Consider the following 21,862-nt stretch of genomic DNA (forward strand, 5'->3'; position numbering starts at 1 on the left):
GAGGCTAGGGCGTCGAGGCATGCAGATGGGCAGGTAAGTGGGGAGTGATCAGGCCGTTGGCAATGGCACTGGCTTCAAGCTTCGCATGCTCCGTGCTCAGCAGGACATAAGCAGCCTGCAGCGTGGTGATCTTCGCTTGAATTTCGGCCATCTTGCTGGCGACCAAGGCTGCGCCTTGTGCGCAGTCGATCTTGTTGCCTCGCTTGGCTGCAAGTATTTCTCCAATCTCAGCGAGGGAAAAACCGCCACTCTGGGCGCTCTGAATAAAGGCCAGGTCAACAACCGTTTGATCGCTGTAACTGCGGTAATTGTTGGCTTGTCGTTGTGCCACGATAAGCCCGAGCTGTTCGTAATAGCGCAATGCATGCCGGCCGACGCCACTGCGGCGCTCCAACTCTCCAACGTTCACACTAAAAACTCCTTGACTGTAGAGCGCACTCTACACCTTAGCCTGCACCCATTATCCAAACCAGGAATCAGGCATGAGCGTGGAATGCTTCGTCACCGGCGGCAGTGGGTTTGTGGGGCAACATTTATTGGCCCGACTTACTGCGACAGGGTACAAGACTCGGGTGCTTATGCGCACTCCAGGGAACATTGAGCGTCTCAGAAAACAGGTAGGTCAACTGGGCGGTAATCCTGCGTATATCCATGCCGTTGAGGGCGATATCAGCAGAGAGGGGCTTGGGCTCAGCGAGGCGGACATGCAGTGCGTGTCTTCGGCCTCGGTGATCTTCCACCTCGCGGCGGAGTTTTCCTGGGGGCTGTCGATGGAGCGCGCCCGAGCAGTCAATGTGCAAGGGGCGCTGAGGGTCGCCAAGCTTGCGGCGAGCCAGCGTATCCGAATGCTGATGGTGGGCGGCTTCATGCTGCAAAACCTTAACCACCTGGCCAGTATCGGTGTTGATGATGAGTGCCCTGAAAACACAAACTGGCCCGCAGTCTACCGCCGTGTAGGTGGCTACGAAGGCAGCAAGATCGAGTCCCATTTTGCCGTCATCCGTTATATGCAGGATGCGGGCGCGGACTACACCATCGTTCATCCTGCTACGGTGTGTGGCCACAGCGAGAGTGGGCACATTCTGGAAGGACAGCCTCTGGCCGAACTCATTCGAAATCTGGCACAAGGTCGGTTCAAGGCGGTCCCCGGTTCCCCCAGGCACTGGTTGCCATTAGTCAGCGTCGACTACCTGGTAGCGATGATGACCTGTGTGGCGTTCGATCCCTCAATGGCCAACCGGCAGGTTCTGGCGCTCTATGAGCACACATCGAGCCTGCAGGGCATGCTTGAGCAGATCGCAAAACCGCTGGAGGTCAAGGCGCCCCGTCGGCATGTACCGATAAGGTTGCTCAGGTGGCTTTTGATGATTCCCGGGCTGGCAGCACGATTTGCGATCAGCGCCGAGTCATTGGACTTTATCCAGACGCAGCGCTTCGATATCAGTAATAGCGAGCAATTAGAGCGCAAGTATCAGTTCACACATCCCGATATGGCGCGCGCTCTGGAAAAGACGGTGCGCTACGTCAAGGATCACTATCTCCACTGAGGCAGGCCAGTCTTGATGGCTCAAGACATGCGTGTGAGAGCGAGCGCTTGCGACCCATAGCAGCCGCTGAAAGTTAACTGGCTTCGTGAGCGCGACGCGCATCCTGTGGGAGCGGGTTCACCCGCGAAGCAAGCGCCGCAATGGATGGCACCGGCGGTGCCGGTGTTCGCGGCAGTTCGACGCCTCGAAAAACCCGCTCCCACAAAAATTGCTGATGGGCTCAGCGTCCGCTTCGGGTCGAAAGCAGCCATTCACGACCAGCGACTAACGACCCATAGCTCCCCGCCTGGCGCGGCACCTCAAGGCGGGGCGGCCCACTATTACCTCACAACCCATCCCGATAATAAGCAGAAAAGCTCAGACTCTGGACATTAATGACTGGTATCTGAGCATTCAAGTTACTGGCTCGTAGGGCTCAAGAACGCTTTAGTTTGAACGATTCAAACAGCGTTGCTTTCTGGCGGACTATCCATAATTTATAGCCTACCGACAGCAATGCCAGCCACCCGATACCTACATAGAGCGCCATGCGAGTTTCTGAGTACCAACCCAGTACGCAGAAAATGAACAGCATGAAAACAATTGCGCAGGCGGGGCCTACAGGCCAGAAAGGCACGGGGAAATGCAGGGCCTCAACCTCAGTTCGAGTCATGTGCCGGCGCATGGCGACTTGGGACAAAAGAATCATCAGCCACACCCATACAATCGAAAACGTCACCACCGACGCCAAAATCATGAAGAGATTGTCCGGGAACAGGTAATTAAGCAGAACACCCAAAAGCAGGGCCGTCGCCATAACGATTACAGTCATCCAAGGTACACCGAATCGGGACAGGCGGGAAAAACTGGCGGGTGCCTGGCCGCTCTGAGCCATGCCGTACATGATTCTCCCTGCGGCGAAAATATCGCTGTTAATGGCCGATAGTGCGGCAGAAATGACGACGATGTTCAGCACTGTAGCAGCCGACTTTATACCTAAGCCGCTGAATATCTGTACGAAAGGGCTGCCCTCACTGCCAATCTTAGGCCAGGGATAGATGGCCATCAGAACGAATAGTGTAAGCACGTAGAACATCAATATTCGCAGTGGCACGGAGTTGATCGCGCGTGGCAGGACCTGTTGCGGGTTTTTGGCTTCTCCCGCAGTGATACCAATCATTTCGATTCCGCCAAAGGCAAACATTACGACGGCGAAAGAGGCGATCATTCCACTCACGCCATTGGGGAAAAAGCCACCGTGCTGCCACAAATTGCTTAAGCCGCTCGTTACTTCATTGGCAGAGCCCAACTTAATACCGAAAACTAGAACTGCCAACCCGGCAACGATCATCGACGCAATAGCCGTGACTTTCAGCAACGACAACCAGAACTCCAACTCGCCAAATACCTTGACGCTGCACAGGTTCAGAGCCCCGATGAAAAATACGATGCCCAGGACCCAGATCCATCGTGGTGTGTCGGGAAACCAGTAACTCATGTAAACACCAAAGGCGGTCACATCTGCCAGACATACCACCAGCATGGAAAATGCGTAGCTCCAGCCAGTCAGAAAACCTGGAAAGCTCCCCAAGTACTGGGTTGCGTAGTGGGCAAAAGAACCCGATACAGGATTGCGCACGGCCATTTCACCCAAGGCACGCATCATCATGTAGATGGCCATGCCACCGATGATGTAGGCCAGCAGTACCGAGGGGCCAGCCAGCTTGATTGCTGAGGCGGACCCATAGAACAATCCGGTGCCAATAGCAGAACCGAGCGCCATGAAGCGAATATGGCGAGCACTCAGGCCTCGCCGCATGGAAGGTGCGTTATCGCTCATTCCAGGTAGTCTCCACATTATTTTTGTTTGAATGCCGAGGCGTCGCGCGGGCGTCTGGTTTTCAGGCCAGACAAGTCCCCAGGCCGGCCATCGGCACCTGTAGTGGTCAAGTAATCTGCGGGAATAGGACCGGCGTTTTCATCGTCAATGAAAGCCAGTTCGCGAGGCCTACAGCTGCACAGTGGAAAGCCGCTTGATTTCGGACCAAGTGCGTTGCGCGTAGTGAGGATCGAAGAGTGAGTGATAGCCCCCCGTGTGCCAGAAGACCACTGGGCCTTCCAACTCCCCCTTTTTCGCGAGATCGATCAACGCCGCGACTGCCTTGGCGCTATAGACGGGGTCTACGAGTATCCCTTCGGTGGTGGCAAGCAGGTCGATCGCTTCTATCACGCCCGGTGCAGGCAGGCCGTAGCCGTCGCCCAGATAGTCCTCGGTGAGGTTGATGTCGTTGCGTGTCAGTTCCACTTCTGCGCCGATGAGGTGGGCACCACCTTGGGCATAAGCGAGGTACTGGCCGGGTACGTCATCATAGACATCCTCGGCAACGACGATACCGCGGATGTTGCTTGGCGAACCGTGCAAGGTATTGCCCAGCACCAGTCCGGAGTGAGTGCCTCCCGATGAGCTGGCATGCACAATGGTGCCGATCGAACGCTCATGCGCGGCCATCTGTCCGTGAAGCTCGGAGTAGGCCAGGGCAAACCCGAGCGAGCTCCTCTCGGAGGCACAGCCGATGGGTAGTCGATAGACACGCTCCCCATTATTTTCCAGCTCATTGACCACGGCCTGAGCATGATCGGCGAGTTCAGCCCAGGTTGCATTGCCCACTAAGCGCAAGTTGGCGCCAAAGAGTCCGTCCAATAGCAGGTTGCCAACCGGCTCCCGTGGCGCGTCATGGCAGAGTACCAGGGTGCATTTCAGCCCTGTCTGCGCCGCTGCCGCCGCCACCGCCCGCGCGGCATTGGAAAGACGTGAGCCTTCGGCAACCAGATGCTTGGCGCCCTGGGCGATCGCATAAGCCAGTTCTACTTCGAGCTTGCGCACCTTGTTACCGGCAAGACCGACCGTTCCGATATCGTCGCGCTTGCACCAGACCTCGACGCCAATTTCAGCACTGAACCGCTTCAGGTATTGCACCGGTGAAGTGAAGCCCCGCAGATTCAGCCGAGGTAATTTTTCAAGTGTATCGAGAGCATTCATCGGGGTTATCCTCGTGATGAGCATCGTACGTAACAGGAGAATGGCCTGAGGAGGAGCCGCCCGACCCAAGCCCATACTTCCTGTCGACGGTGCAAGTATGAGGTTGGCGCTATATGCTGAAATAACGAAAACCAGACAACGCATACAAGGTTCCCGACAACATGGCCGCTGCACCTGTCTCACCTGCCATTAGCTCGCCGCTACCGCATTCCGTTCTGTTAAGGACCATGCGTCTGACGGAAGTAACGTCCTACCCGACCGAGCGCCATGACTGGGGCGAATTCGTCTACTCGTTCAGCGGCGTGATCGAGTTGACTGTGGACAACCGTGAGTACCTGACACCGCCGCATTACGGCTTGTGGCTTCCGCCCCGAGCGGAGCATGGCGCCAGTACTCGGCCCCACGTGTGTTACTGCGTGCTGGACATTGCCCCGGAACGCTGTGTCAGGCTGCCCACCGAGGTCTGCACGCTGGCGGTCGGCCCCATTACCAAGGCAATCCTTGCGGATTTGGTCGAGCGCCAGGTTGATTACCCTCGAAACGATGACGACGTACGGTTGATGCAGGTGCTGGTAGACCAGATAAGCCTGGCGCCGCGTCGAGATACGTATTTACCGATCTCTACAGACCGGGCACTCAGTCAGGTGCTCGAAGCACTGCATCTGGAGCCAGGTGATAATCGTCCCCTGGAAGCATGGGCCAGTGTCGTACATAGCACCGAGCGCACGCTCTCGCGGCGTTGCCAGCGTGACCTGGGAATGTCATTTGTGGAGTGGCGACAGCGTCTGCGGCTGGTGAGAGCACTCTCGATGCTGGAAGACGGCGCCCCAGTGCAGACCGTCGCGCTGGAGTTGGGCTACAGCACTTCGTCCGCTTTCATTGCGATGTTCCATCGAATGATCGGGTCGACTCCGGATGAGTTCCGCAAACGTGTCGTACAGTTATAACCACGTCGACGCGCCCGGCTTCAAGATCCCAGTGCCGTATCGTGCCCTCGCAGAAGAGATGGAGTGCCGCTAAAGGTGGATGTAGCGAGCGAGGTGGGAACTCCAAATATGCATTTTTATGCTTCAAGCGTTAATGCTGAATGGCTCCTGCTCGCCATTTGTTGCCCTCCACCAAGGGCCACTTTGGACTGCTGTCGGCCAGCAGCAGACTGACCAATAAATAGATCTGTCGCCTTTTTTCGCACCGCCAGCCGTCGGGGTTGGGTATCGCCGATCAGTCCATAAGGGCCACGGCCAATCTCCAGGCAGATCTTCGGCAGCAGCCTGGTCTTTCCCGCACCAGTTTTACTGGCGATCACCGGCACTTGATGTCTTTCTAGCGCAACCTTGATCTCGTCGCGCTTGGCAGCAATCGGCAGGGCATTGTCATACCGCATGACTGCCAAGTTCAGGCACCTCGCTTCGATCTTGGCGCAGGACGCCTGATACACAAGCCAACAACTACTCTCTGCATGCGGAAAAGCAATTTGCCGCTCAACGGGTTTGGCTGAGTATGATGCGATCAAACAGACGGTCGCCGAGCCATACGCGCATGCGAATCAGCATCTTGGCGAATTTACCGACGGCGTAGCGTGTGCTGGGGTTACGGCTGACCACTGCCTTGGAAACCACGTCTGCGATCACTTGTGGGTCACTGCCCGTGTTATGCCCGTAGGTGTTCTTAATCGACTTGGTCACCATTTGAACCATCCGCCCATAGGGTCCGCTGGCAGATCGTTTGACGATGGACTCGGTGGCGCCGTCGCCGAAGCCGGTTTCAATCACGCCTGGTTCGACGATCACGACCTTGATACCGAACTCGGCCACCTCCAGGCGTAGACAGTCCGACCACCCCTCCAGGGCATGTTTGGTGGCGTGATACCAGGCGCCGAGGGCGCTGTACATCTTGCCGCCCATAGAGGTGATGTTAACTATGTGCCCGGCACGCTTCGCGCGCATTGAGGGCAGTAGCAACTGTGTAAGCCGTGCTGCACCGAACAGATTGACCTCGAACTGGTAACGGGCTTCGTCGAGACTGATCTCTTCCACAGGGCCATAGAGACCGAAGCCTGCATTGTTGACCAGGACGTCCACGCCGCCCGTTTGGGTCAGGATGGTCTGAACGCCACTGACGATTTCCTCGTCCTTGGACACATCCATGCGCAGCGCCTGAGCGCCAAGCTCTTTCAGGTCAGCCATCTTGTCGACGCTACGTGCGGCCACGTAGACCTGATAACCGTCCTTAATCAACTGCTTGGCAATCGCTTTGCCCATCCCCGACGATGCACCGGTGACCAGGGCTGTTTTCTTTTCTTTGCTGAACATGGCGAACCTCATGCGTTTTGATGTGGCCAGTCTGGCAAAACTAGAGAGGGTCGTATCTCGCACAATACGCCAGCGGACCTGCAGAGTGCGCCATCTCGGTGGCAATGCGCGCATGGGGCGCCTGCGCATGCGCCCAGCAGTGCTGCCAGGAAGCGACGTGCCCTGTCCTGGTGATTTCTCATTGCGATTTCGCTCAGTGTGCCTGTCCGATCTTGGCCATCGTGTCAGAGGCCAGTACGACCACGCCGTGGGCCGTCGGTACGGTCTGAACCAGTGCCAGGGCCACGGCACGTGCATGCACCGGACGATAGGTGCCAGGCAGCAGCGGTGCCAGCAACCTGGCAATAGGTATCGAGAGGATCTCGCCGATGCGCGGCGGCTGCCCCAAACCGTTACGGTGATCCAGCAGCAAAGAGGGCTGGGCAATGACCAGGGCCGTCAGGTCCATGGCTTTGAGAGCATCTTCCAGTTCACCCTTGACGCGGTTGTAGAACATTGAAGAGCGTGCATTGGCGGCAGCCGCGCTGACCAGCCCTACACGTCGTGCACCGGCCGCGACGGCTGCCCGGGCAACGGCCAGGTTAGCGTCGTGATCCACCGCACGGAAGGCCGCCTGGCTGCCGGCAACCTTGATCGTGGTGCCCAGTGCCAGATAAACCTCATCGGTTTGCGGTAGCGCGGGCAAGTGGTTGAAGTCCGCAAGGTGAACCTGAAGCTTGGGGTGGCTGACGGCCAAAGGGCGGCGGCTCAGTGCGTGCACCTGCGCAACCGATGGATCGCTCAGCAAGGCCTGTAACATCTGGCCACCCACCAGTCCAGTAGCACCGGTCAGCAGGACGTGGCGTTGTTTCTCTTGGACAGGCATCGGGTATGTATCTCAGTTCAGGCGCATGGTGTGGCGTGCGGTATCGGGGGTTTGCCCGGTCCAGTCCAGAAATGCGCGATAGAAGGAATTCGGGTCTTCAAAACCGAGCAGGAAGGCGATTTCCCCGCCAGATAGGCTCGTGCTGCCAAGGTAGTGGCGGGCCAGGCTCTCACGCGTGGTATTGACCAAGGCACGGAAGTTCTCGCCCTCATCCTCCAGCCGACGTTGCAGGGTGCGTTTGCTGAGCCCCAAGCGTTGCGCAGCCTTCTCGATCGTGGCCGTGTTGCTGGGCAACAGTTCGAGCAGGACGGCACGTACACGCTCGGCCATCGTCGCTGCCGCATCCAGTTCGCTGAGCCGACGACGCAGGTCGGGTTCGAACACGCGCCACATACTCTGATTGACGGTCAGGAAGGGGCGCAGGGCGTCGGCGGCGGCAAAGGTAATGCTCGGTGTCTCACCCCGCTGCACGGGGGTACCGAAAAACACTTCGTAGCGGCGGGCGTAAGTGCTCGACGGCAGTTGCGCAAGCGCCACGCGCAAGGCTTTGATGCGCTCGCGCGTGGCAAGGTTGGCCAGCCGCAGAAAGAATGCGATTTCGGCCACTTGCAACGAATAGGGCACCTGCGTTTGTACAGACAGCCAGCGTGGCGAAACCGTCATTTCTCCGTTTTTGCCCACCTCAACGTCCAGGCTCATCGGGGCGACGAGTTGTTTGTACTTTGCCAGACGCTGCACGGCCTGCATGAGGTTGGTACTGCACAAGGCGGCGAATAGCGGTGGGTCGAAGACCTCGGCCGAGACGGTTTCCACCAAGCGTAGCGGAAACATCGGATCATCTGCCTCCGACTCAAGGGCACGCCAGAAACGGAAGTATTCATCGGTTAGCAGCCCGTAGCCCTCACGGAAAAAGAGGTCGTCTGGCAAGCCGGCTTTGCGCAGCACGTGTTCAGGCTGCAAGCCAACATCTTTCAGAAGCGTCCGCCAGCCAATGTCCAAGGAGAAAGTGAGATTGCGTGCCATTGATCGAAACCGTTCTATGAGTCGCTGATACGCCAGGGAAGGCGTTTCAGGCCAGTTTAGTCATAGGGGGCGGTCCATATAATGCAAAATGCGCCACATGAATTGCGGTCGGTGCCACATGGTGGCGCACACGGTGAAACCCTGCAGTGCAGGCATCGTGATCAAGTACTGTTCGGACAAATGAGCGTCAAGCTCCGATGTCGCACCACTGATGCCGATGCGGCCGGCATGCCCGCGGTCGGCGTCCGTTACCCTACAAGGCATGCGCCCCTGTTACCGCGAGGCATCCGGATAAATGGATGTCGAGTGGTCTACTGCAAAAACCTGAACTTCAACCAGGTATCCCTCTCCCAGATCGGCCCCGACGCAAGCACGCACTGGCTTCGGATAGCCCAGCAGCCAGGCGTCGTAAACCTCGTTGACCTTTTCGAAATGGCGGTAATCGGCCAGCCAGATCTGCACGCGGGTCAACTGCTCCTTGCCGACGTTGGCCTCAGCCATAAGCGCATCGATGGTGGCCAGCACTTGCCGCAGTTGCCCCTGAACATCCTCAAGCCTGTTATCTGCTGCCACTCCGGCGGTCTCGAACACGCCCCGGTAACTGACTGCCAGGGACATTCTGTCCCCGGATGCTAAACGTGTGATCACTGGTGTTTCGCTCCTTCGCCAGCGGCATAGCACCGGGTAGTGCTGTGAGCGCGCCTACCCGGTCAAGGCCACCGAGGTGAATGATGGTGTGCTGAACATCAACCGAGCTGGTTGATGCACACCACTTTGGGCTGGGTCATGTCTTCATAGGCAAAGCGCACCCCCTCGCGGCCCAGGCTGCCGTATTTGGAGCCGCCGAAGGGCATGGCATCGAACCGATAGTCGGAGGAGTCGTTGATCATCACGCCACCAGCCTCTATCCGCCGCGCCAAGTGCAGTGCCTTGGCCAGGTCCCGGGTGAAGACGCCGGCGTGCAAGCTGTACTCCGGCGCATTCGCCCACGCAACCGCCTGGTCGATGTCGTCGAAGGGCGCCAGCATTACCACCGGCGCGAACGCCTCTTCACGCCACAGCCGGCTGCCGTGGTCAACCTGTTCCAGGACCGTTGGCGCGTAGGTGGCGCCTTGGCGCTGATGGCCACAGAGCAGCTGCGCACCCTCTTGCAGCGCCTGGTTCACGCATTCTTCAACCCGCCGCGCAGACGCTTCGTTGATCATCGGCCCCATATCGGTTTCGCGCCGGCCCGGATTGCCCAGCACCATCGCACGGGTGAGCTCGACGAAACGATCACGGAAGGCCGCATAGATCGAGGCGTGGACCAGGATGCGCTGGGTGCCGATGCAGTTCTGCCCGGCTGCCCAGAACGCACCGGATACGCAGGATTCCACCGTCGCATCCAGGTCGCAGTCTTCGAGCACCAGCACCGGGGCGTTGCCGCCCAGGTCCATGGCGAGCTTCTTCAGGCCAGCACCGCGGGCAATCTGCTCGCCGGTGGCAAAGCCGCCGGTGAAGGAGATCATGCGCACATCACGCAGGGCGACCAACGCCTTGCCCAGCTCAGCCCCGCCCGTGGCTACGGTCACCACAGCCTCCGGCAAGCCGGCATCGACCAGGTACTGCACCAGCTTGAGCGCAGAAAGCGGGGTCAGCTCCGATGGTTTGAGGATCACCCCGTTGCCCCCGGCAATCGCGGGCCCCAGCTTGTGCGCCACGAGGTTGAGTGGGTCGTTGTACGGCGTGATGGCCAGGATCAGCCCCAAGGGCTCACGGGTGAACCAGCCCTGGCGCGACTCCGAGCCTTCGTAGGCATCGAAAGGCACCACCTCGCCCGCGTTGCGCCGGGCTTCTTCGGCCGACAACCTGAGAGTGTTGATGCAGCGCTTCACCTCTTTTTCGGCCTGGCGCAGGGTCTTGCCTGCCTCGTCGACGATCAGGCCCGCGAAGTCTGGCGCATCGCGCTCGATCAGCCGGGCGGCCTGTTCAAGGATGCCGGCTCGGCGGTGTCGGGGCAGGGCGGCGCTGTCTTTGACGCCTTGGCGGGCGCGGGCGAGCAGGCCGGGCACTGCGTGCTCGCCCAGGTTGGCAACGCTGCCAACCAGGCTGCCGTCGTAGGGGCTGAACACGTCGATCAGGCCAAGCGTCTGGAGGGGCGCGCGCTGCACGGAAGTCAGGTTCATGAGCGTCGCTCCTCAGGCCGAGTGGCTGGAAGTGTGGATGGCGAGGATGTCCGACAGCAGGGCAAAAGCCGTCTCAATGCGCCCCGCACCAGGGCCGGATACCGTCACCGCACCCAGCAACTCGGTTTCGAAGGCGATGGCGTTGGTAGCGCCGGCAATCCCCGCCAGGGGATGGCTGCCCGGCAGCAAGCGGGCCTGCACACTGGCTCGCACCGAACCGTCCGCTTCGCGGCGAGCGGCGCCGATCAGCTTCCAGTGCTCGCCCGACGCCTTGGCCCGCTCGATATCCTCGCGGGTGATCGCGCTGATACCGCTGCAGGCGACATCGCTGACCTGAAGGCACGCACCCAGCAACTCATTGGCGAGAATGACCACTTTAAGGCGTACGTCATGGCCTTCCACGTCGGCGGTCGGGTCCGCTTCGGCGTAACCCAGTTCTTGCGCCTTGGCCACGGCTTCGGCAAAGCCCAGGCCTTCTCCCATGCGGGTCAGGACGTAGTTGGAAGTGCCATTGAGGATGCCTTCGAAACCCACTAGGCCCGAGCCTGCCAAGGTCTGCCGGGCCATGCGCAGCACCGGCGTGCCGCTCATCACTGAGCCTTCGTACTCGAACGACACGCCATTGGCCTTGGCCAGCGCCTTGAGTGCCTGGGCATGCAGGGCGATCGGCCCCTTGTTGGTGGTGACCACGTGCTTCCCCGCTTCCAGTGCCCAGCGGCAGAAGGTGGCCGCTGGCTCACCGTCTTTCGGGTTGGTGAAGGTGGCTTCGGCGATGATGTCGGCCCCCGACTGCTTGATCACCGACTCGTTGAACGCCTCTGCCGAGCCTTGAGGAAGCTGCGCCAGGGCGCCTTTGCTGGTTGGTAGCGCGGCCAGGGTGGCTGCATCCAGGCCGTTGCGGTCGATCACCGAACCGAGGAACAGGTCGGTCACACCGACGATCTTCAGGCCAAAGCCCAGCTCCTGCTGCCAGCGCAGGTTGCGCTCGGCGATCAATTGGGCCAGGGCACGGTTAACACCGCCAAAGCCTACGAGTGCAATTTTGTATTCGGTCATGGGTTGTTGTCCTTCTCAGGCGTTGGTTGATGGGGACAGCCTAAGAGCCCGGCCATGCCAGTTGAATATGGCAATGCGCTGTATTTATTGGCCAATCTGGCCAGTGCCGGAGGCGCGCATTCGCGCCTGCAAAAACCACCACGCCGCCGGGGCTCGGGCCCAGGCGGCGTGGTGGTGGCAAGAGGGAGGGCGCTTACGGTCAGCTCAGATCACGCTCGACAACACGAACGAGGTCACTGTGTTCTCCACCCCCGGCATCGCGGCAATTTCCCGCCAGACGTGGTGCACCCGTTCCGGGCTTGCGGCCTCGATGCGCAGCAGCAGATCGAACTCGCCGCTCAGCACCTGGCACTGCACCACTTCCGGAATCTGCCGCAGCGCGTCGAGCACAGCGTCACCGCGCATGCGGTCGTAGCGGTAGACGAACACCAGCGCATTGATCAGCGACGCGGGCCGGCGCCCCTCGCCGATGCGCAAGGTGTAGCCCTGGATGGCACCGTCGCGCTCCAGGCGCTCGATGCGTTGGCGCACCGCATTGCGCGACAGGTTGACCTTCTGCCCCAGCTCGGCGTGGGCGATACGTGCATTGGCCGTGAGCTCGGCGAGGATGCGCTCGTCCAAGGGGTCGAGGATGCGCTTCATCGAGTGGCCTGCAACGCGGTCAATACCCCGTGCAAGCCCGTCAGGTCATCCTGGGCCAGCAGCGGACCGTCCGGGGTTGCCACCGCGTACGCTGGCATCGCCCCTTGCCAGGCACCCAATTCGGCCAGCAGCGGCGCCGATTTTTCAGGGGCGAACTGCCCCAGGGTCACGATCGGGGCGCCGATATTGCGCCGGTGCAGGCGCCCGGCGAAGGCACCCGTGGCGGTATGCGGGTCTACCGCACTGCCGGTTTGCTGGAACAGCGTGGTGATTTCTTCGCGGATCGAGGCATCGTCCACCGCATAGGAGTCGAACAGCATGCGGGCCTGCAACCACTGGCGGTTGCCGATGCTCAATTCGCCACAGGCCTCGAAGTGCTCCATCAGCGCCCGCGTCGTCTCGCCGTCGCGCTCGTACAACTCCCAGACGAAGCGTTCGAGGTTGGAGAACAGCGAAAAGTCCATGGCGGGCGACAAGGTCCGGCTGGTCGAGACCCGGCTGTAGCGGTTGCAATGGATGAACCTGTGCAGGGCGTCATTGCGGTTGGTGGAGACGATGATCTGATTGATCGGCAGCCCCATCTTCTGCGCGATGAAACCTGCGTAAATCTCGGCAAAACTGGCCGTGGGGATACTGAAGCCCACCGGGCGTGTGCCCCCGCCCAGCTGCAGCGCAGCATGGAAATAGAAAACTATCTGTGCCAGTACCCCGACCCAGTTGGTCGAATTGAAACTGATCGGTATCAGCGCCGGGCAGGGCCATTCGCGCAGCAACCGGGTGACCAGCGACTGGCAATCGTCGAAGCTGCCGTTCACCGCCACGCAACTGACGCTGCCCGAGTCGGCGCCGCGCATCACCGCCGCGCGGTCCGCCGGGGTGCCGGCCTGCGGATACAGCGCCAGCAGGCGGGCCGTAGGGCAGTGGCGCAAGGCATCGATTGCGGCCACGGCCGTGTCGCCATTGCTGGCGCCCACCCACATCACACGCTCACAGTTCTGGCCCAGGAAGTGCCTGATGAGCCGTGCCTGCAACTGCGCGGCAAAGTCCTTGGAGGATCGGGTTGGCCCGTGGAACAGCTGCATGATCCACTCGTTGTGGCCGATCTGCTGCAGCGGGGCGATCGCACGGTGCGCGAAGCCACGGTAGCTGTCGCTGACCAGCGCCCGTAACGTCGGCTCATCGAGGGTATCCCCTACAAAAGGTGCAATGACCCGCCAGGCCAGTTCGTCGAACGGCAGCCAGGACCAGCTGGCAATTTCCTGAGGGCTGAATTGCGGCAGCGACGCGGGCACGAACAACCCGCCATCCTCTGCCAGCCCTGAGAGCAGCGCTGTGCGAAAGTCAACTCGTGTCTCGCTGCCACGCGTGGTTGTGTACTGCATCGTTGCTCCAAATGACTCGTGATTAGCGTTGCGCCATGGCCACCAGCCAGTGGCTGAAGGCCTGGGCGTCTGCGGGTAGCGCCTCACCCAGGCCGCGCACCAGGTAGAACGACTCGCTGGCTTCGATGCGCTGGGCGAACGGCGCTACCAGGCGGCCTTCCTGTAACAGGTCCTCGGCCAGGGACGAGCGCGCCAGGGCCACCCCCAGCCCCAGCTCCGCCATGCGCAAGGTGGACACCAAGGTGTCGAACTGCAGGCCGCTCGAAGAATCGACGCCCTCGGCGCCGACCCGCTCCAACCAGTACCCCCAGCCTTCCTCGTAACCCAGCACATGCAGCAGTGGCAGGCCTGCCAGGTCGCGGGGCTCGCGCAGCGGGCAACTGGCGATCAGGGCGGGCGAGCAGACTGGCACCAGCAGGTCCCGGGTCAGGCGCTGCGCCTCGACGCCAGGCCATTCGCCATTGCCCCAGCGAATCTCCAGGTCATCCTCGGCATCGAGCTCCTTGACCCACAGGTTGCTGATGTAGCGGATGTCCACCTGCGGATGCGCCCGGCGAAAGTCAGCCAGCCGCGGTGCCAACCAGAAGTGCAGGAAGGACAGGCTGCCGCGCACCTTCAAGGGCCGTCGCTGGCGTTGCCCGAAGATCTCGTTGGTGCCGACCGCCAGGCGGCTGATGGCGTCCTGCACCACCGGCAGGTAGGACTGCCCCTCTTCGGTCAACCCCAGCCCCCGGGGCAGGCGCTTGAACAGCGCCACCCCCAGCTGGCTCTCCAGGTGACGGATCTGTTGGCTCACCGCCCCCTGGGTGAGGTGCAGCTCCTCGGCGGCATGGGTGAAGTTCAGGTAGCGCGCCGACACTTCGAAGGCCCGTAGCCAGTTCAAGGGGGGCAAGGTTTTCTGGCTCAATGGAAGCTCCTCATGGCGACTGGTTCAGTGGCCCAGTATCACCTTGCTCAGGCGGCCTCGGTAGCCGTCTCGGCCATGTGCTGCGCCACCTGGCGACGCTGGCGATATTTGCAGGTCAGCCAGTACATGAAGTAGCACCAGGCAATGAACGGCAAGCCGAAGTACAACGCCACACGCTGAGCGGGGTCGAAGGCGATGCCCACGCAGGCCAGCAGGCAGCAGAACAGCGCGGCCAGCGGCACGAAGGGGTAGCCGCGCACGCGGAACTTGAGGTCTTCGAGCTTGCCGCCCGTGGCGATGTAGTGCCGGCGGAAGGCGATCTGGCTGGCCGCGATGCTCATCCACACCACCACCACCGCCAGCCCGGAGATCGACACCAGGGCAAGGTAAATGGTGTCGGGAGCGAACACGCCGCTGAGCAGCGAAGCCATGCCGCCCGCCATGCTCAAAACGATGGCGTTGAACGGCGTGCCGCGGCGTGACAGTGCAGCGAACTTGCGCGGCATGTTGCCTTGGTCGCTGAGGGTCCAGAGCATCCGCGCGGCGGCATACAGCCCGGAGTTAGCGGCAGACAGCAGCGCGGTGATGATGACGAAGTTCATGATGTCGGCGGCGTAGGGAATACCGATCATCTCGAACACCATCACGAACGGGCTTTCCACAAGCCCGGCCTGCTCGCGGGGCAACAGGGTGGCCAACACGAAAATGGTGCCGATGAAGAACAGCGCCAGGCGCAGCACCGTGGTGCGGATGGCCTTGGGCACGTTCTTTTCAGGGTCCCGGGTTTCGCCGGCGGCAATGCCGATCAGCTCGGTGCCGGAGAAGGCGAAGGACACGGCCAGCAAGGTCATGGCGATGGACCAGAAGCCGGTGGGGAACAGCCCTTCACGGGTGAAGTTGCCCAACCCGACACTGTGCGCCTGCTTGATGTCGAACACGCCCAGGATGGCGCCGCCACCGATGACCAGGAAGGCGACGACCGCAAGCACCTTGACCAACGACAACCAGAATTCCGTCTCGGCGAATGCCCGCACGGAAATAATGTTGGTGATGAACACCGCCGCGCCAAACAGCGCGCTCCACATCCATACCGGTGTGTCCGGGAACCAGCGCACCATGAGTATGCCGGCGGCGGTGAATTCCGAACCGATGGCGACCGTCCAGGTCAGCCAGTACATCCAGGCCACCATGTAGCCGGTGCCAGGCCCGAGGTAGCGGGTTGCGTAACTGCTGAAAGAGCCGACTTCCGGCATCTGCACGGCCAGTTCACCCAGGCACATCATCACCAGGTAAACCATTACCGCACCGATGATGTAGGCAATCACCGCGCCTAGCGGTCCCGCCTGGTTGACGGTATAGCCAGAGGTCAGGAACAGGCCGGTGCCGATGACGCCACCCAGTGCCAGCATGACGATGTGGCGGGTTTGCATATCCTGTTTGAAGGCATGCGCCGGGGCATTTTTGTTTGTGGTTATCTGCACGGACATTGTTGGGGTCTCATGAAAGTTGGCGGGCAAGGGCGTGCTACGACCTCGTCTTGGCAGCGCGAATCGAAATGCCTTGCATGTTGTTATTGTTCGACTTCATGAAGAGGCACCCGCCGCGGCGGGCGAGTGCCTTGGGGCAGGCTTCAGGCCTGCTGCTGGATCGGGCGGCCGGCCTCCTCGGCGCCACAGTGCGGGTCAGCCTGCCGCGCGAGTTCCGCGCGTACCGCGGCGCAGGCTTGGGCCAAGTCGGCCAGCAAGTCGTCGGTGTCCTCGATACCCACGGAAATACGCACCAGGCCCTCTGAAATCCCCAGCGCCTGGCGCTCTTCCAGGGTGTTTTCGACGTGGCTGGTGGTGCGCGCCGGGCCGTAGATGGTTTCCACCGCTCCGAGGTTGCCGGCCCGATGGGCGTACTCGAGGCGTGGCAACAGGCGGGCCACGGTGTCCATGCCGCCTTTGAGCACAAAGCTCACGATGGCGCCGAAACCGCGCATCTGCGCCTTGGCGATGGCGTGGCCGGCGTGCTGTGGCAAGCCGGGGTAGTTCACCGCTTCCACCAGCGGCTCGTTGCACAGGTACTCGGCCAAGGCCTGGGCACTGGCCTGTTGCTGACGCAGTCGAAGGGCCAAGGTCTTGATGCCACGGATGATCAGGTAGGCCGAGAACGGGTCCAATGATGCGCCGTTGATTTCCCGGTAGTGCCGCACCTGCGCCATCAGGTGCTCGGCACCACAGACCACACCACCCAGCACGTCGCCATGGCCGGACAGGAACTTGGTGGCACTGTGCACCACCACATCTACGCCCAGAGCCAGCGGGTTCTGGTTCAGCGGTGTAGCAAAGGTGTTGTCGGCCACCACCAGGGCACCTACTTTGTGCGCAGCAGCGCTCAGGCGGCGAATATCCAGCACCTTGAGCGTTGGGTTGGTGGGCGTTTCCAGGTACAGCAGATCGCAGCCGGCAGCGATTTCGCGCTCAAGGGCTGCGGTATCCAGGGTGTCGCACAGGCACACCTGCACGCCCATGCGCGGCAGGAATTCCTCGAAGATCTTGTTCGTACCGCCGTAGCTGTCGCGGGTCGACACCACCCGTTTTCCGTTCGCCAGAAAGGTGTGCAGCACCGCGCTGATTGCGGCCATACCACTGCTGAAGGCCACGGCCGACTCGGACTGCTCCAGCCCGCAAAGCTTGGCCTCCAGCGTGGCGACGGTCGGGTTGCTCATGCGGCTGTAGATGTAGCCCGGCAGCTTGCCCTGCGCCACGTCGTACCAGGCGTCGATGTCCTGATAGCCATACGCGGCACTGACCACGATCGGGGTCTGCGTCGCGTTGTAGGGGTGCTGGCCTTGCTCGCCACTCCACACCACCCGTGTGCCGACGCCCGCACCAGCAATGCCTGCAACCGCTTCGTTCTTGTTCATATCCAGTTCCTGCACGACTGTGATGACCACCCCGATGCCGGGGCGTTTCGTGGGGACTATAGGGGGAGGGCCTGGAACTGAAAAACGATGTATCTGGGGGCTCAGTAGCGTTTTTTTTAATGGCTGTGCCCCGAGGGATCTGAGTCAGAGGGCAGCGCTGTCGGAGATGGGCAGCCATCGGCATGCTCGACCAGCCATTGCAGGCTCTGGCGCGACGAGCCTGTCACCACCAGCGGGATACGCCTAGCAACATACCTGGGCAGCGGCCTTGCAGTGCCGAGTTGCCCCAGCGGCGAGTCGATCGGCCCGGGTTGCTCGGCCAGCAGCCGGCGCAAGTAGTCCACGCACTGCGCAAAGCGCTCGCCACGGTCGTCGTGGTCCAGCCTGTATGCGGGGATCCAATACCAGCAACTCTGATGACGCTCCAGAATACTGGAATGGAATCTATGTTCTCTGGGGCGAGAATAGAGGGCAGGAGTGGCAAGCTAAACTAAATATCGAAGCCTGGTACATTGCAGTGATCCGATTCAACAGAGAAATCCAAAAGAAAGTAAATTCGATTCATATGCCCAAATATGATGAGTTATTTATTTGGCGGAGCTTGAGCACCATTGCTTTCAAACTATCACGCCCCGATCAGATCCGGTTCGATCTGTTTTCCTTGGGCCGATAGCGAACGACTGTGAAGGCCTATTTGGGGTGGCGAAGGGCGGCCACTTGCGAACGACCGCTATCGACCCATAGCTGACACTCACGGGTAGATTTTCGTCAGCGTTGATCGACCTAGGTGTACGGTTAGATCCGCAAGGGTTCAGAGCTTGTGCATTAATCCCAGGCGCTTCACAGCCATTGCTTTGCAACGAAGGTGCGAACTCCTGTGCCGCGCTTAGGCGTGAACAGCAGAGTCGGCTGGGCACCAGGGTGTGATGAGCAGCGTTTGCTCACAAGGTGTCGGGGTCGATGCCGATCGCACGAAGGGCTTGAGAGAACGACCGATCGATGACAGCTTCGCCTGTGGTCGAGACAGCTTGATCGATAGCCACAATGCGGTACTGCAGCTTTTGCCCAGCCACAAGGTCCCGGATGATCTGCTTTGCTTTTTCGCCAGAGGCCAGCGTGTAGGGGCTCATCATTTGCGTAGCGGCATCCATGGCCTGCTTTTCGGCGTTTTTGACGATTTCAGCGTGCTCACCAGAGTCAGTCACATCCTTCTGGAAAACGGCCGGGGAGAGACTCAACGGGTTTTCCTGCGGGGTGATGGTCCAGGCTTCATGTTGATCGACAAGCAGCTGCACGGTACCGACCGGTAGCCTGGCCCTGCCGCCGGACATCACTCCAACTAAAAGCTCATCACCGTCCTTGCGAATCACCGGGAAGTAGTACACCGGCCTGGTGAAGAACCAGCTTGCACTGTCTGTGTCGCCAGTGCTGACCATCATGGTCATTTTGTTGGTGGACTCGTCCGTCGAAGAGGTCGCTCTCCAGGTTGGTTTGCTCACGGCGCATCCTCCCAGCGAGAGAGCAACAGCGAGCACTGCTGTGGTCCATTTCATTGCGGATTCTCAGTGTCCAAGGGGGCGAGTGTAACAGGGGGCTAGCTGCGAGTGCCCACTGGCTGCAATGGGTCGATTGCTGCCATTCAAAGCCTGCACATACCCCAACCCTTCAGGTAGAAGACTCATCGCCGCCTCGGGTAATGTGGCCGTTTCTAAAATGGATTTCGCCATGAAACACTCACGACAGTCGGAAACTGATTTTCCCCAGATCGCAGCACGGCTGAACAACCGTCGATTCTCTGTAGCCAGTAACACCCAAGGGTTATCGGGTGCCGGCACGGTCTTCCATTATTCAGTCGACGATGGTGCCATCAACAGCACTTACCAAGGCGGACGGATCCGTACAGGTAACCAGGTAGGCCGCGTGACAGGCCCCGATACCATCGAGCTGCTTTTCCAGTGTTTGACCACCGAGGGCGAGCTTCTTGCCGGCTGGTCCCGAGGTACGGTGGGCGTTGATCAAGCAGGCCGCACGACCCTGCACTTTGTCTGGGGTTGGTTATCTGGGGCCACTGGAGGGGTTGAGTCCAATTACGTCGAGCTGATCGATTAGTACAACGCCGACCTTTTGGCTCGTGCGCGTTCTGCGCGTCAGGATCCAGCCTCGGTCCAGGACTCAAACCGCACCCGAGCAACCCCCACGCTTGCCCACCTCCCGCATCCACCGCCGATACTGCCGCGTGCGCAGCGCATTGGCCAATTGCTGCAACACCAGCGCCCGCAACGGCGACACCTGCGGATCCGGCGCTCGCCCAAGGCTCAGGCGCCGCAGCTGGAACTTGACCGCCGCCATGTTGGCCAGCGAGGCCAGCGCCTTGTTCTTCCAGGTAATCGGCCGCAACTGCGGCGCCGGGTCGACGCCACGCTGCCAGTCGTTGGGCAGGCTTGGGGCGATGGCCAGGGCCGAGCCGATGCCGACCATCTCCACGCCACTGGCTACTACCTGTTCGGCGACCGGCAGGCGGCGTATGCCGCCGGTGACCATCAGCGGCATCTGCGCGGCCTGGCGGATGTCGCGGGCCAAGTCGAGGAAGTAGGCCTCGCGGGCGAGGGTGCGGCCGTCGCGGGCGTCGCCTTGCATGGCCGGGGCTTCGTAGCTGCCGCCGGACAGTTCGATCAGGTCGACCCCCTGGCCGTTGAGCAGCGCTACCACCTGGCGGGCGTCGTCGGCGCTGAAGCCGCCGCGCTGGAAGTCGGCGGAGTTGAGCTTGACCGCTACCGCAAAGCCGGGCGAGACCACCTTGCGCACTGCTTTCACCACCTCCAGCAACAGGCGTGCGCGGTTTTCCAGCGGGCCGCCCCATTCATCGGTGCGGGTGTTGCTCAGCGGGGAGAGGAACTGGCTGAGCAGATAGCCGTGGGCGGCGTGGATTTCGACGCCGGTGAAACCGGCCTGCTCTGCCAGCTGGGCGGTCCGGGCGAAGCGGGCGATCACCTCGTCGATGATGGGGGCGGTCATCGCCCGTGGGGTGCCGAAGTGCTTGGACATGCTGCCCAGTTCCAACGGCACGGCCGAGGGGGCCCAGGTCTGCTGGCCGAGGTTGGCCTGCATCTGCCGGCCGGGGTGGTTGATCTGCATCCAGAACTGCGCGCCCCGCGAGCGGCCGACCCGCGCCCAGCGTTTGAATGGCTCCAGTTGCGCATCGTGCTCCAGCACCACGCCGCCCGGGCCAGTCATGGCGCGGCTGTCGATCATCACGTTGCCGGTGATCAGCAGGCCGGCGCCACCGTCGGCCCAGGCCTGGTACAGGCGCATCAGGCGCTCGGAGGGGGCCTGGTCGGTCTGCGCCATGTTCTCTTCCATGGCGGCCTTGGCGATACGGTTCGGCACAAGCGAACCATTGGGTAGGGTGAGCGCAGCGAACACATTCATGGCAAGGGCCTCGAAGGGGAGTAGCTCGACCTTAAGCTTAAAGGCAACTTTAAGGTCAACAGTTTTTGTGGGATAACGCGTCTTGGGCGATGCCATCGCCCAGTGAACGCATTCAGCGAGGTGAGTGATGAAAATCGGTGAACTGGCCAAGCGCAGCGGCCTGGCGGCGTCGCGTATCCGCTTCTACGAGGCCAGCGGGCTGATCAAGGCGGTCGAGCGCCGGGCCAATGGCTACCGCGACTATGGGCCAGAGGCGGTGTGGATCCTGGAGATCATCACCGGTGCCCAGCGCGCTGGCTTTTCGCTGGAAGAGATTCGCCACCTGCTGCCGGTGGGGCCCAATGCCTGGCGCAAAGACGGCCTGCTCGACGGCCTCAAGCGCAAGGTGGCCGAGATCGAAGCCATGCAGCAGCGCCTGGCGCAGAGCAGGGCGCAGTTGCTGATCGCCATCGACAGCATCGAGAGCCGGCCCGAGGGCATGCCCTGCGACGACAACACCCAGCGGGTGCTGGAGCGCCTGCGCGAGGAAAGCGCAGGGGCAGCCAAGGCTCGCCGGGGTGTGGAGTGAGCCTTGGATGAACGCTTGACCTTGAAGTTGAGTTGAACC

The 21,862-nt window shown here is 61.1% G+C and carries 20 protein-coding genes and 1 pseudogene; 4 read left to right on the plus strand and 17 right to left on the minus strand.

The features are described from left to right. Positions 1 to 4: 4 nt before the first annotated feature. Positions 5 to 409 (minus strand): MerR family transcriptional regulator, encoded by a 405-nt coding sequence (locus ACQ4N9_RS10410; RefSeq protein ID WP_347150277.1) that lies wholly within the window; start codon positions 407 to 409, stop codon positions 5 to 7. A gap of 73 nt (positions 410 to 482) precedes the next feature. Between ACQ4N9_RS10410 and ACQ4N9_RS10415 the strand changes: the two genes are divergently transcribed. Continuing rightward, the gene (locus ACQ4N9_RS10415) at positions 483 to 1,547 is read left to right on the plus strand and encodes an SDR family oxidoreductase (protein WP_390967883.1); all 1,065 of its coding nucleotides are present in this window, start codon (positions 483 to 485) and stop codon (positions 1,545 to 1,547) included. A gap of 415 nt (positions 1,548 to 1,962) precedes the next feature. Here the strand turns inward: ACQ4N9_RS10415 and ACQ4N9_RS10420 are convergent, their stop codons facing one another. Beyond that, positions 1,963 to 3,366: an amino acid permease gene (locus ACQ4N9_RS10420; RefSeq protein WP_125858233.1), complete on the minus strand. Its 1,404-nt coding sequence runs from the start codon at positions 3,364 to 3,366 to the stop codon at positions 1,963 to 1,965. Positions 3,367 to 3,534: 168 nt separating this feature from the next. Continuing rightward, positions 3,535 to 4,566 carry a 1-aminocyclopropane-1-carboxylate deaminase/D-cysteine desulfhydrase gene (locus tag ACQ4N9_RS10425; RefSeq protein ID WP_125858234.1) on the minus strand — a complete coding sequence of 344 codons (1,032 nt, stop codon included), beginning with the start codon at positions 4,564 to 4,566 and terminating at the stop codon, positions 3,535 to 3,537. A 227-nt stretch (positions 4,567 to 4,793) separates the two neighbouring features. Here ACQ4N9_RS10425 and ACQ4N9_RS10430 point away from each other — a divergent pair, with 227 nt between their 5' ends. Continuing rightward, positions 4,794 to 5,513 (plus strand): AraC family transcriptional regulator, encoded by a 720-nt coding sequence (locus ACQ4N9_RS10430; RefSeq protein ID WP_125858235.1) that lies wholly within the window; start codon positions 4,794 to 4,796, stop codon positions 5,511 to 5,513. A gap of 227 nt (positions 5,514 to 5,740) precedes the next feature. On the opposite strand, the pseudogene ACQ4N9_RS10435 reads toward ACQ4N9_RS10430, so the two are convergent. From ACQ4N9_RS10435 to ACQ4N9_RS10495, 13 genes and pseudogenes are all read right to left on the minus strand, one after another. After that, positions 5,741 to 6,001: pseudogene (locus ACQ4N9_RS10435) on the minus strand (hypothetical protein); the annotation flags it as partial. A 46-nt stretch (positions 6,002 to 6,047) separates the two neighbouring features. Further along, positions 6,048 to 6,878 (minus strand): oxidoreductase, encoded by an 831-nt coding sequence (locus ACQ4N9_RS10440; RefSeq protein ID WP_125858236.1) that lies wholly within the window; start codon positions 6,876 to 6,878, stop codon positions 6,048 to 6,050. A 193-nt stretch (positions 6,879 to 7,071) separates the two neighbouring features. Then, positions 7,072 to 7,743 carry an NAD(P)H-binding protein gene (locus ACQ4N9_RS10445; protein ID WP_125858237.1) on the minus strand — a complete coding sequence of 224 codons (672 nt, stop codon included), beginning with the start codon at positions 7,741 to 7,743 and terminating at the stop codon, positions 7,072 to 7,074. Positions 7,744 to 7,755: 12 nt separating this feature from the next. Beyond that, on the minus strand, positions 7,756 to 8,766 hold the full coding sequence (locus ACQ4N9_RS10450; RefSeq protein ID WP_390967884.1) for an AraC family transcriptional regulator: 1,011 nt from the start codon (positions 8,764 to 8,766) through the stop codon (positions 7,756 to 7,758). 273 nt (positions 8,767 to 9,039) lie between these two features. After that, the gene (locus ACQ4N9_RS10455) at positions 9,040 to 9,414 is read right to left on the minus strand and encodes a RidA family protein (RefSeq protein ID WP_323808601.1); all 375 of its coding nucleotides are present in this window, start codon (positions 9,412 to 9,414) and stop codon (positions 9,040 to 9,042) included. 98 nt (positions 9,415 to 9,512) lie between these two features. After that, the gene (locus ACQ4N9_RS10460) at positions 9,513 to 10,931 is read right to left on the minus strand and encodes an aldehyde dehydrogenase family protein (protein WP_125858240.1); all 1,419 of its coding nucleotides are present in this window, start codon (positions 10,929 to 10,931) and stop codon (positions 9,513 to 9,515) included. Between the two features lie 12 nt (positions 10,932 to 10,943). Beyond that, complete coding sequence (locus tag ACQ4N9_RS10465; RefSeq protein ID WP_125858241.1) at positions 10,944 to 11,987, minus strand: homoserine dehydrogenase; 1,044 nt, start codon at positions 11,985 to 11,987, stop codon at positions 10,944 to 10,946. Between the two features lie 204 nt (positions 11,988 to 12,191). After that, positions 12,192 to 12,629, minus strand: a complete 438-nt coding sequence (locus ACQ4N9_RS10470) for an Lrp/AsnC family transcriptional regulator (RefSeq protein WP_125463612.1) — start codon at positions 12,627 to 12,629, stop codon at positions 12,192 to 12,194. Continuing rightward, positions 12,626 to 14,011, minus strand: coding sequence for a threonine synthase (locus tag ACQ4N9_RS10475; RefSeq protein WP_390967885.1), 1,386 nt, complete (start codon positions 14,009 to 14,011; stop codon positions 12,626 to 12,628). The genes ACQ4N9_RS10470 and ACQ4N9_RS10475 overlap by 4 nt, the downstream gene beginning before the upstream one ends. A 22-nt stretch (positions 14,012 to 14,033) precedes the next feature. Beyond that, positions 14,034 to 14,918 (minus strand): LysR substrate-binding domain-containing protein, encoded by an 885-nt coding sequence (locus ACQ4N9_RS10480; protein ID WP_125463614.1) that lies wholly within the window; start codon positions 14,916 to 14,918, stop codon positions 14,034 to 14,036. A gap of 47 nt (positions 14,919 to 14,965) precedes the next feature. Then, positions 14,966 to 16,405 (minus strand): amino acid permease, encoded by a 1,440-nt coding sequence (locus tag ACQ4N9_RS10485; RefSeq protein ID WP_390967886.1) that lies wholly within the window; start codon positions 16,403 to 16,405, stop codon positions 14,966 to 14,968. A gap of 143 nt (positions 16,406 to 16,548) precedes the next feature. Continuing rightward, the gene (locus ACQ4N9_RS10490) at positions 16,549 to 17,826 is read right to left on the minus strand and encodes a cystathionine gamma-synthase family protein (protein WP_390967887.1); all 1,278 of its coding nucleotides are present in this window, start codon (positions 17,824 to 17,826) and stop codon (positions 16,549 to 16,551) included. Between the two features lie 941 nt (positions 17,827 to 18,767). Further along, the gene (locus ACQ4N9_RS10495) at positions 18,768 to 19,325 is read right to left on the minus strand and encodes a hypothetical protein (protein ID WP_390967888.1); all 558 of its coding nucleotides are present in this window, start codon (positions 19,323 to 19,325) and stop codon (positions 18,768 to 18,770) included. Positions 19,326 to 19,551: 226 nt separating this feature from the next. On the opposite strand from ACQ4N9_RS10495, the gene ACQ4N9_RS10500 reads away from it, so the two are divergent. Then, positions 19,552 to 19,935, plus strand: a complete 384-nt coding sequence (locus ACQ4N9_RS10500; protein ID WP_390967889.1) for a hypothetical protein — start codon at positions 19,552 to 19,554, stop codon at positions 19,933 to 19,935. 63 nt (positions 19,936 to 19,998) lie between these two features. On the opposite strand, the gene ACQ4N9_RS10505 is transcribed toward ACQ4N9_RS10500, so the two are convergent. Continuing rightward, on the minus strand, positions 19,999 to 21,255 hold the full coding sequence (locus ACQ4N9_RS10505; protein ID WP_390967890.1) for an NADH:flavin oxidoreductase/NADH oxidase family protein: 1,257 nt from the start codon (positions 21,253 to 21,255) through the stop codon (positions 19,999 to 20,001). Positions 21,256 to 21,382: 127 nt separating this feature from the next. Between ACQ4N9_RS10505 and ACQ4N9_RS10510 the strand changes: the two genes are divergently transcribed. Then, a complete protein-coding gene (locus ACQ4N9_RS10510; protein ID WP_390967891.1) occupies positions 21,383 to 21,823 on the plus strand; it encodes a MerR family transcriptional regulator in 441 nt (146 codons plus the stop codon). The last annotated feature ends 39 nt before the right edge of the window (positions 21,824 to 21,862 follow it).

The sequence above is a fragment of the Pseudomonas sp. ES1 genome (genome assembly GCF_050586605.1).
Lineage (GTDB): Bacteria > Pseudomonadota > Gammaproteobacteria > Pseudomonadales > Pseudomonadaceae > Aquipseudomonas > Aquipseudomonas sichuanensis.

Excerpts from the sequence above, each read along its gene's own strand:
- ACQ4N9_RS10415 (WP_390967883.1), top strand. The coding sequence starts at position 483 with ATGAGCGTGGAATGCTTCGTCACCGGCGGCAGTGGGTTTGTGGGGCAA.
- ACQ4N9_RS10420 (WP_125858233.1), bottom strand. The coding sequence starts at position 3,366 with ATGAGCGATAACGCACCTTCCATGCGGCGAGGCCTGAGTGCTCGCCAT.
- ACQ4N9_RS10425 (WP_125858234.1), bottom strand. The coding sequence starts at position 4,566 with ATGAATGCTCTCGATACACTTGAAAAATTACCTCGGCTGAATCTGCGG.
- ACQ4N9_RS10430 (WP_125858235.1), top strand. The coding sequence starts at position 4,794 with ATGCGTCTGACGGAAGTAACGTCCTACCCGACCGAGCGCCATGACTGG.
- ACQ4N9_RS10440 (WP_125858236.1), bottom strand. The coding sequence starts at position 6,878 with ATGTTCAGCAAAGAAAAGAAAACAGCCCTGGTCACCGGTGCATCGTCG.
- ACQ4N9_RS10445 (WP_125858237.1), bottom strand. The coding sequence starts at position 7,743 with ATGCCTGTCCAAGAGAAACAACGCCACGTCCTGCTGACCGGTGCTACT.
- ACQ4N9_RS10450 (WP_390967884.1), bottom strand. The coding sequence starts at position 8,766 with ATGGCACGCAATCTCACTTTCTCCTTGGACATTGGCTGGCGGACGCTT.
- ACQ4N9_RS10460 (WP_125858240.1), bottom strand. The coding sequence starts at position 10,931 with ATGAACCTGACTTCCGTGCAGCGCGCGCCCCTCCAGACGCTTGGCCTG.
- ACQ4N9_RS10465 (WP_125858241.1), bottom strand. The coding sequence starts at position 11,987 with ATGACCGAATACAAAATTGCACTCGTAGGCTTTGGCGGTGTTAACCGT.
- ACQ4N9_RS10470 (WP_125463612.1), bottom strand. The coding sequence starts at position 12,629 with ATGAAGCGCATCCTCGACCCCTTGGACGAGCGCATCCTCGCCGAGCTC.
- ACQ4N9_RS10475 (WP_390967885.1), bottom strand. The coding sequence starts at position 14,011 with ATGCAGTACACAACCACGCGTGGCAGCGAGACACGAGTTGACTTTCGC.
- ACQ4N9_RS10485 (WP_390967886.1), bottom strand. The coding sequence starts at position 16,405 with ATGTCCGTGCAGATAACCACAAACAAAAATGCCCCGGCGCATGCCTTC.
- ACQ4N9_RS10490 (WP_390967887.1), bottom strand. The coding sequence starts at position 17,826 with ATGAACAAGAACGAAGCGGTTGCAGGCATTGCTGGTGCGGGCGTCGGC.
- ACQ4N9_RS10500 (WP_390967889.1), top strand. The coding sequence starts at position 19,552 with ATGAAACACTCACGACAGTCGGAAACTGATTTTCCCCAGATCGCAGCA.
- ACQ4N9_RS10505 (WP_390967890.1), bottom strand. The coding sequence starts at position 21,255 with ATGAATGTGTTCGCTGCGCTCACCCTACCCAATGGTTCGCTTGTGCCG.
- ACQ4N9_RS10510 (WP_390967891.1), top strand. The coding sequence starts at position 21,383 with ATGAAAATCGGTGAACTGGCCAAGCGCAGCGGCCTGGCGGCGTCGCGT.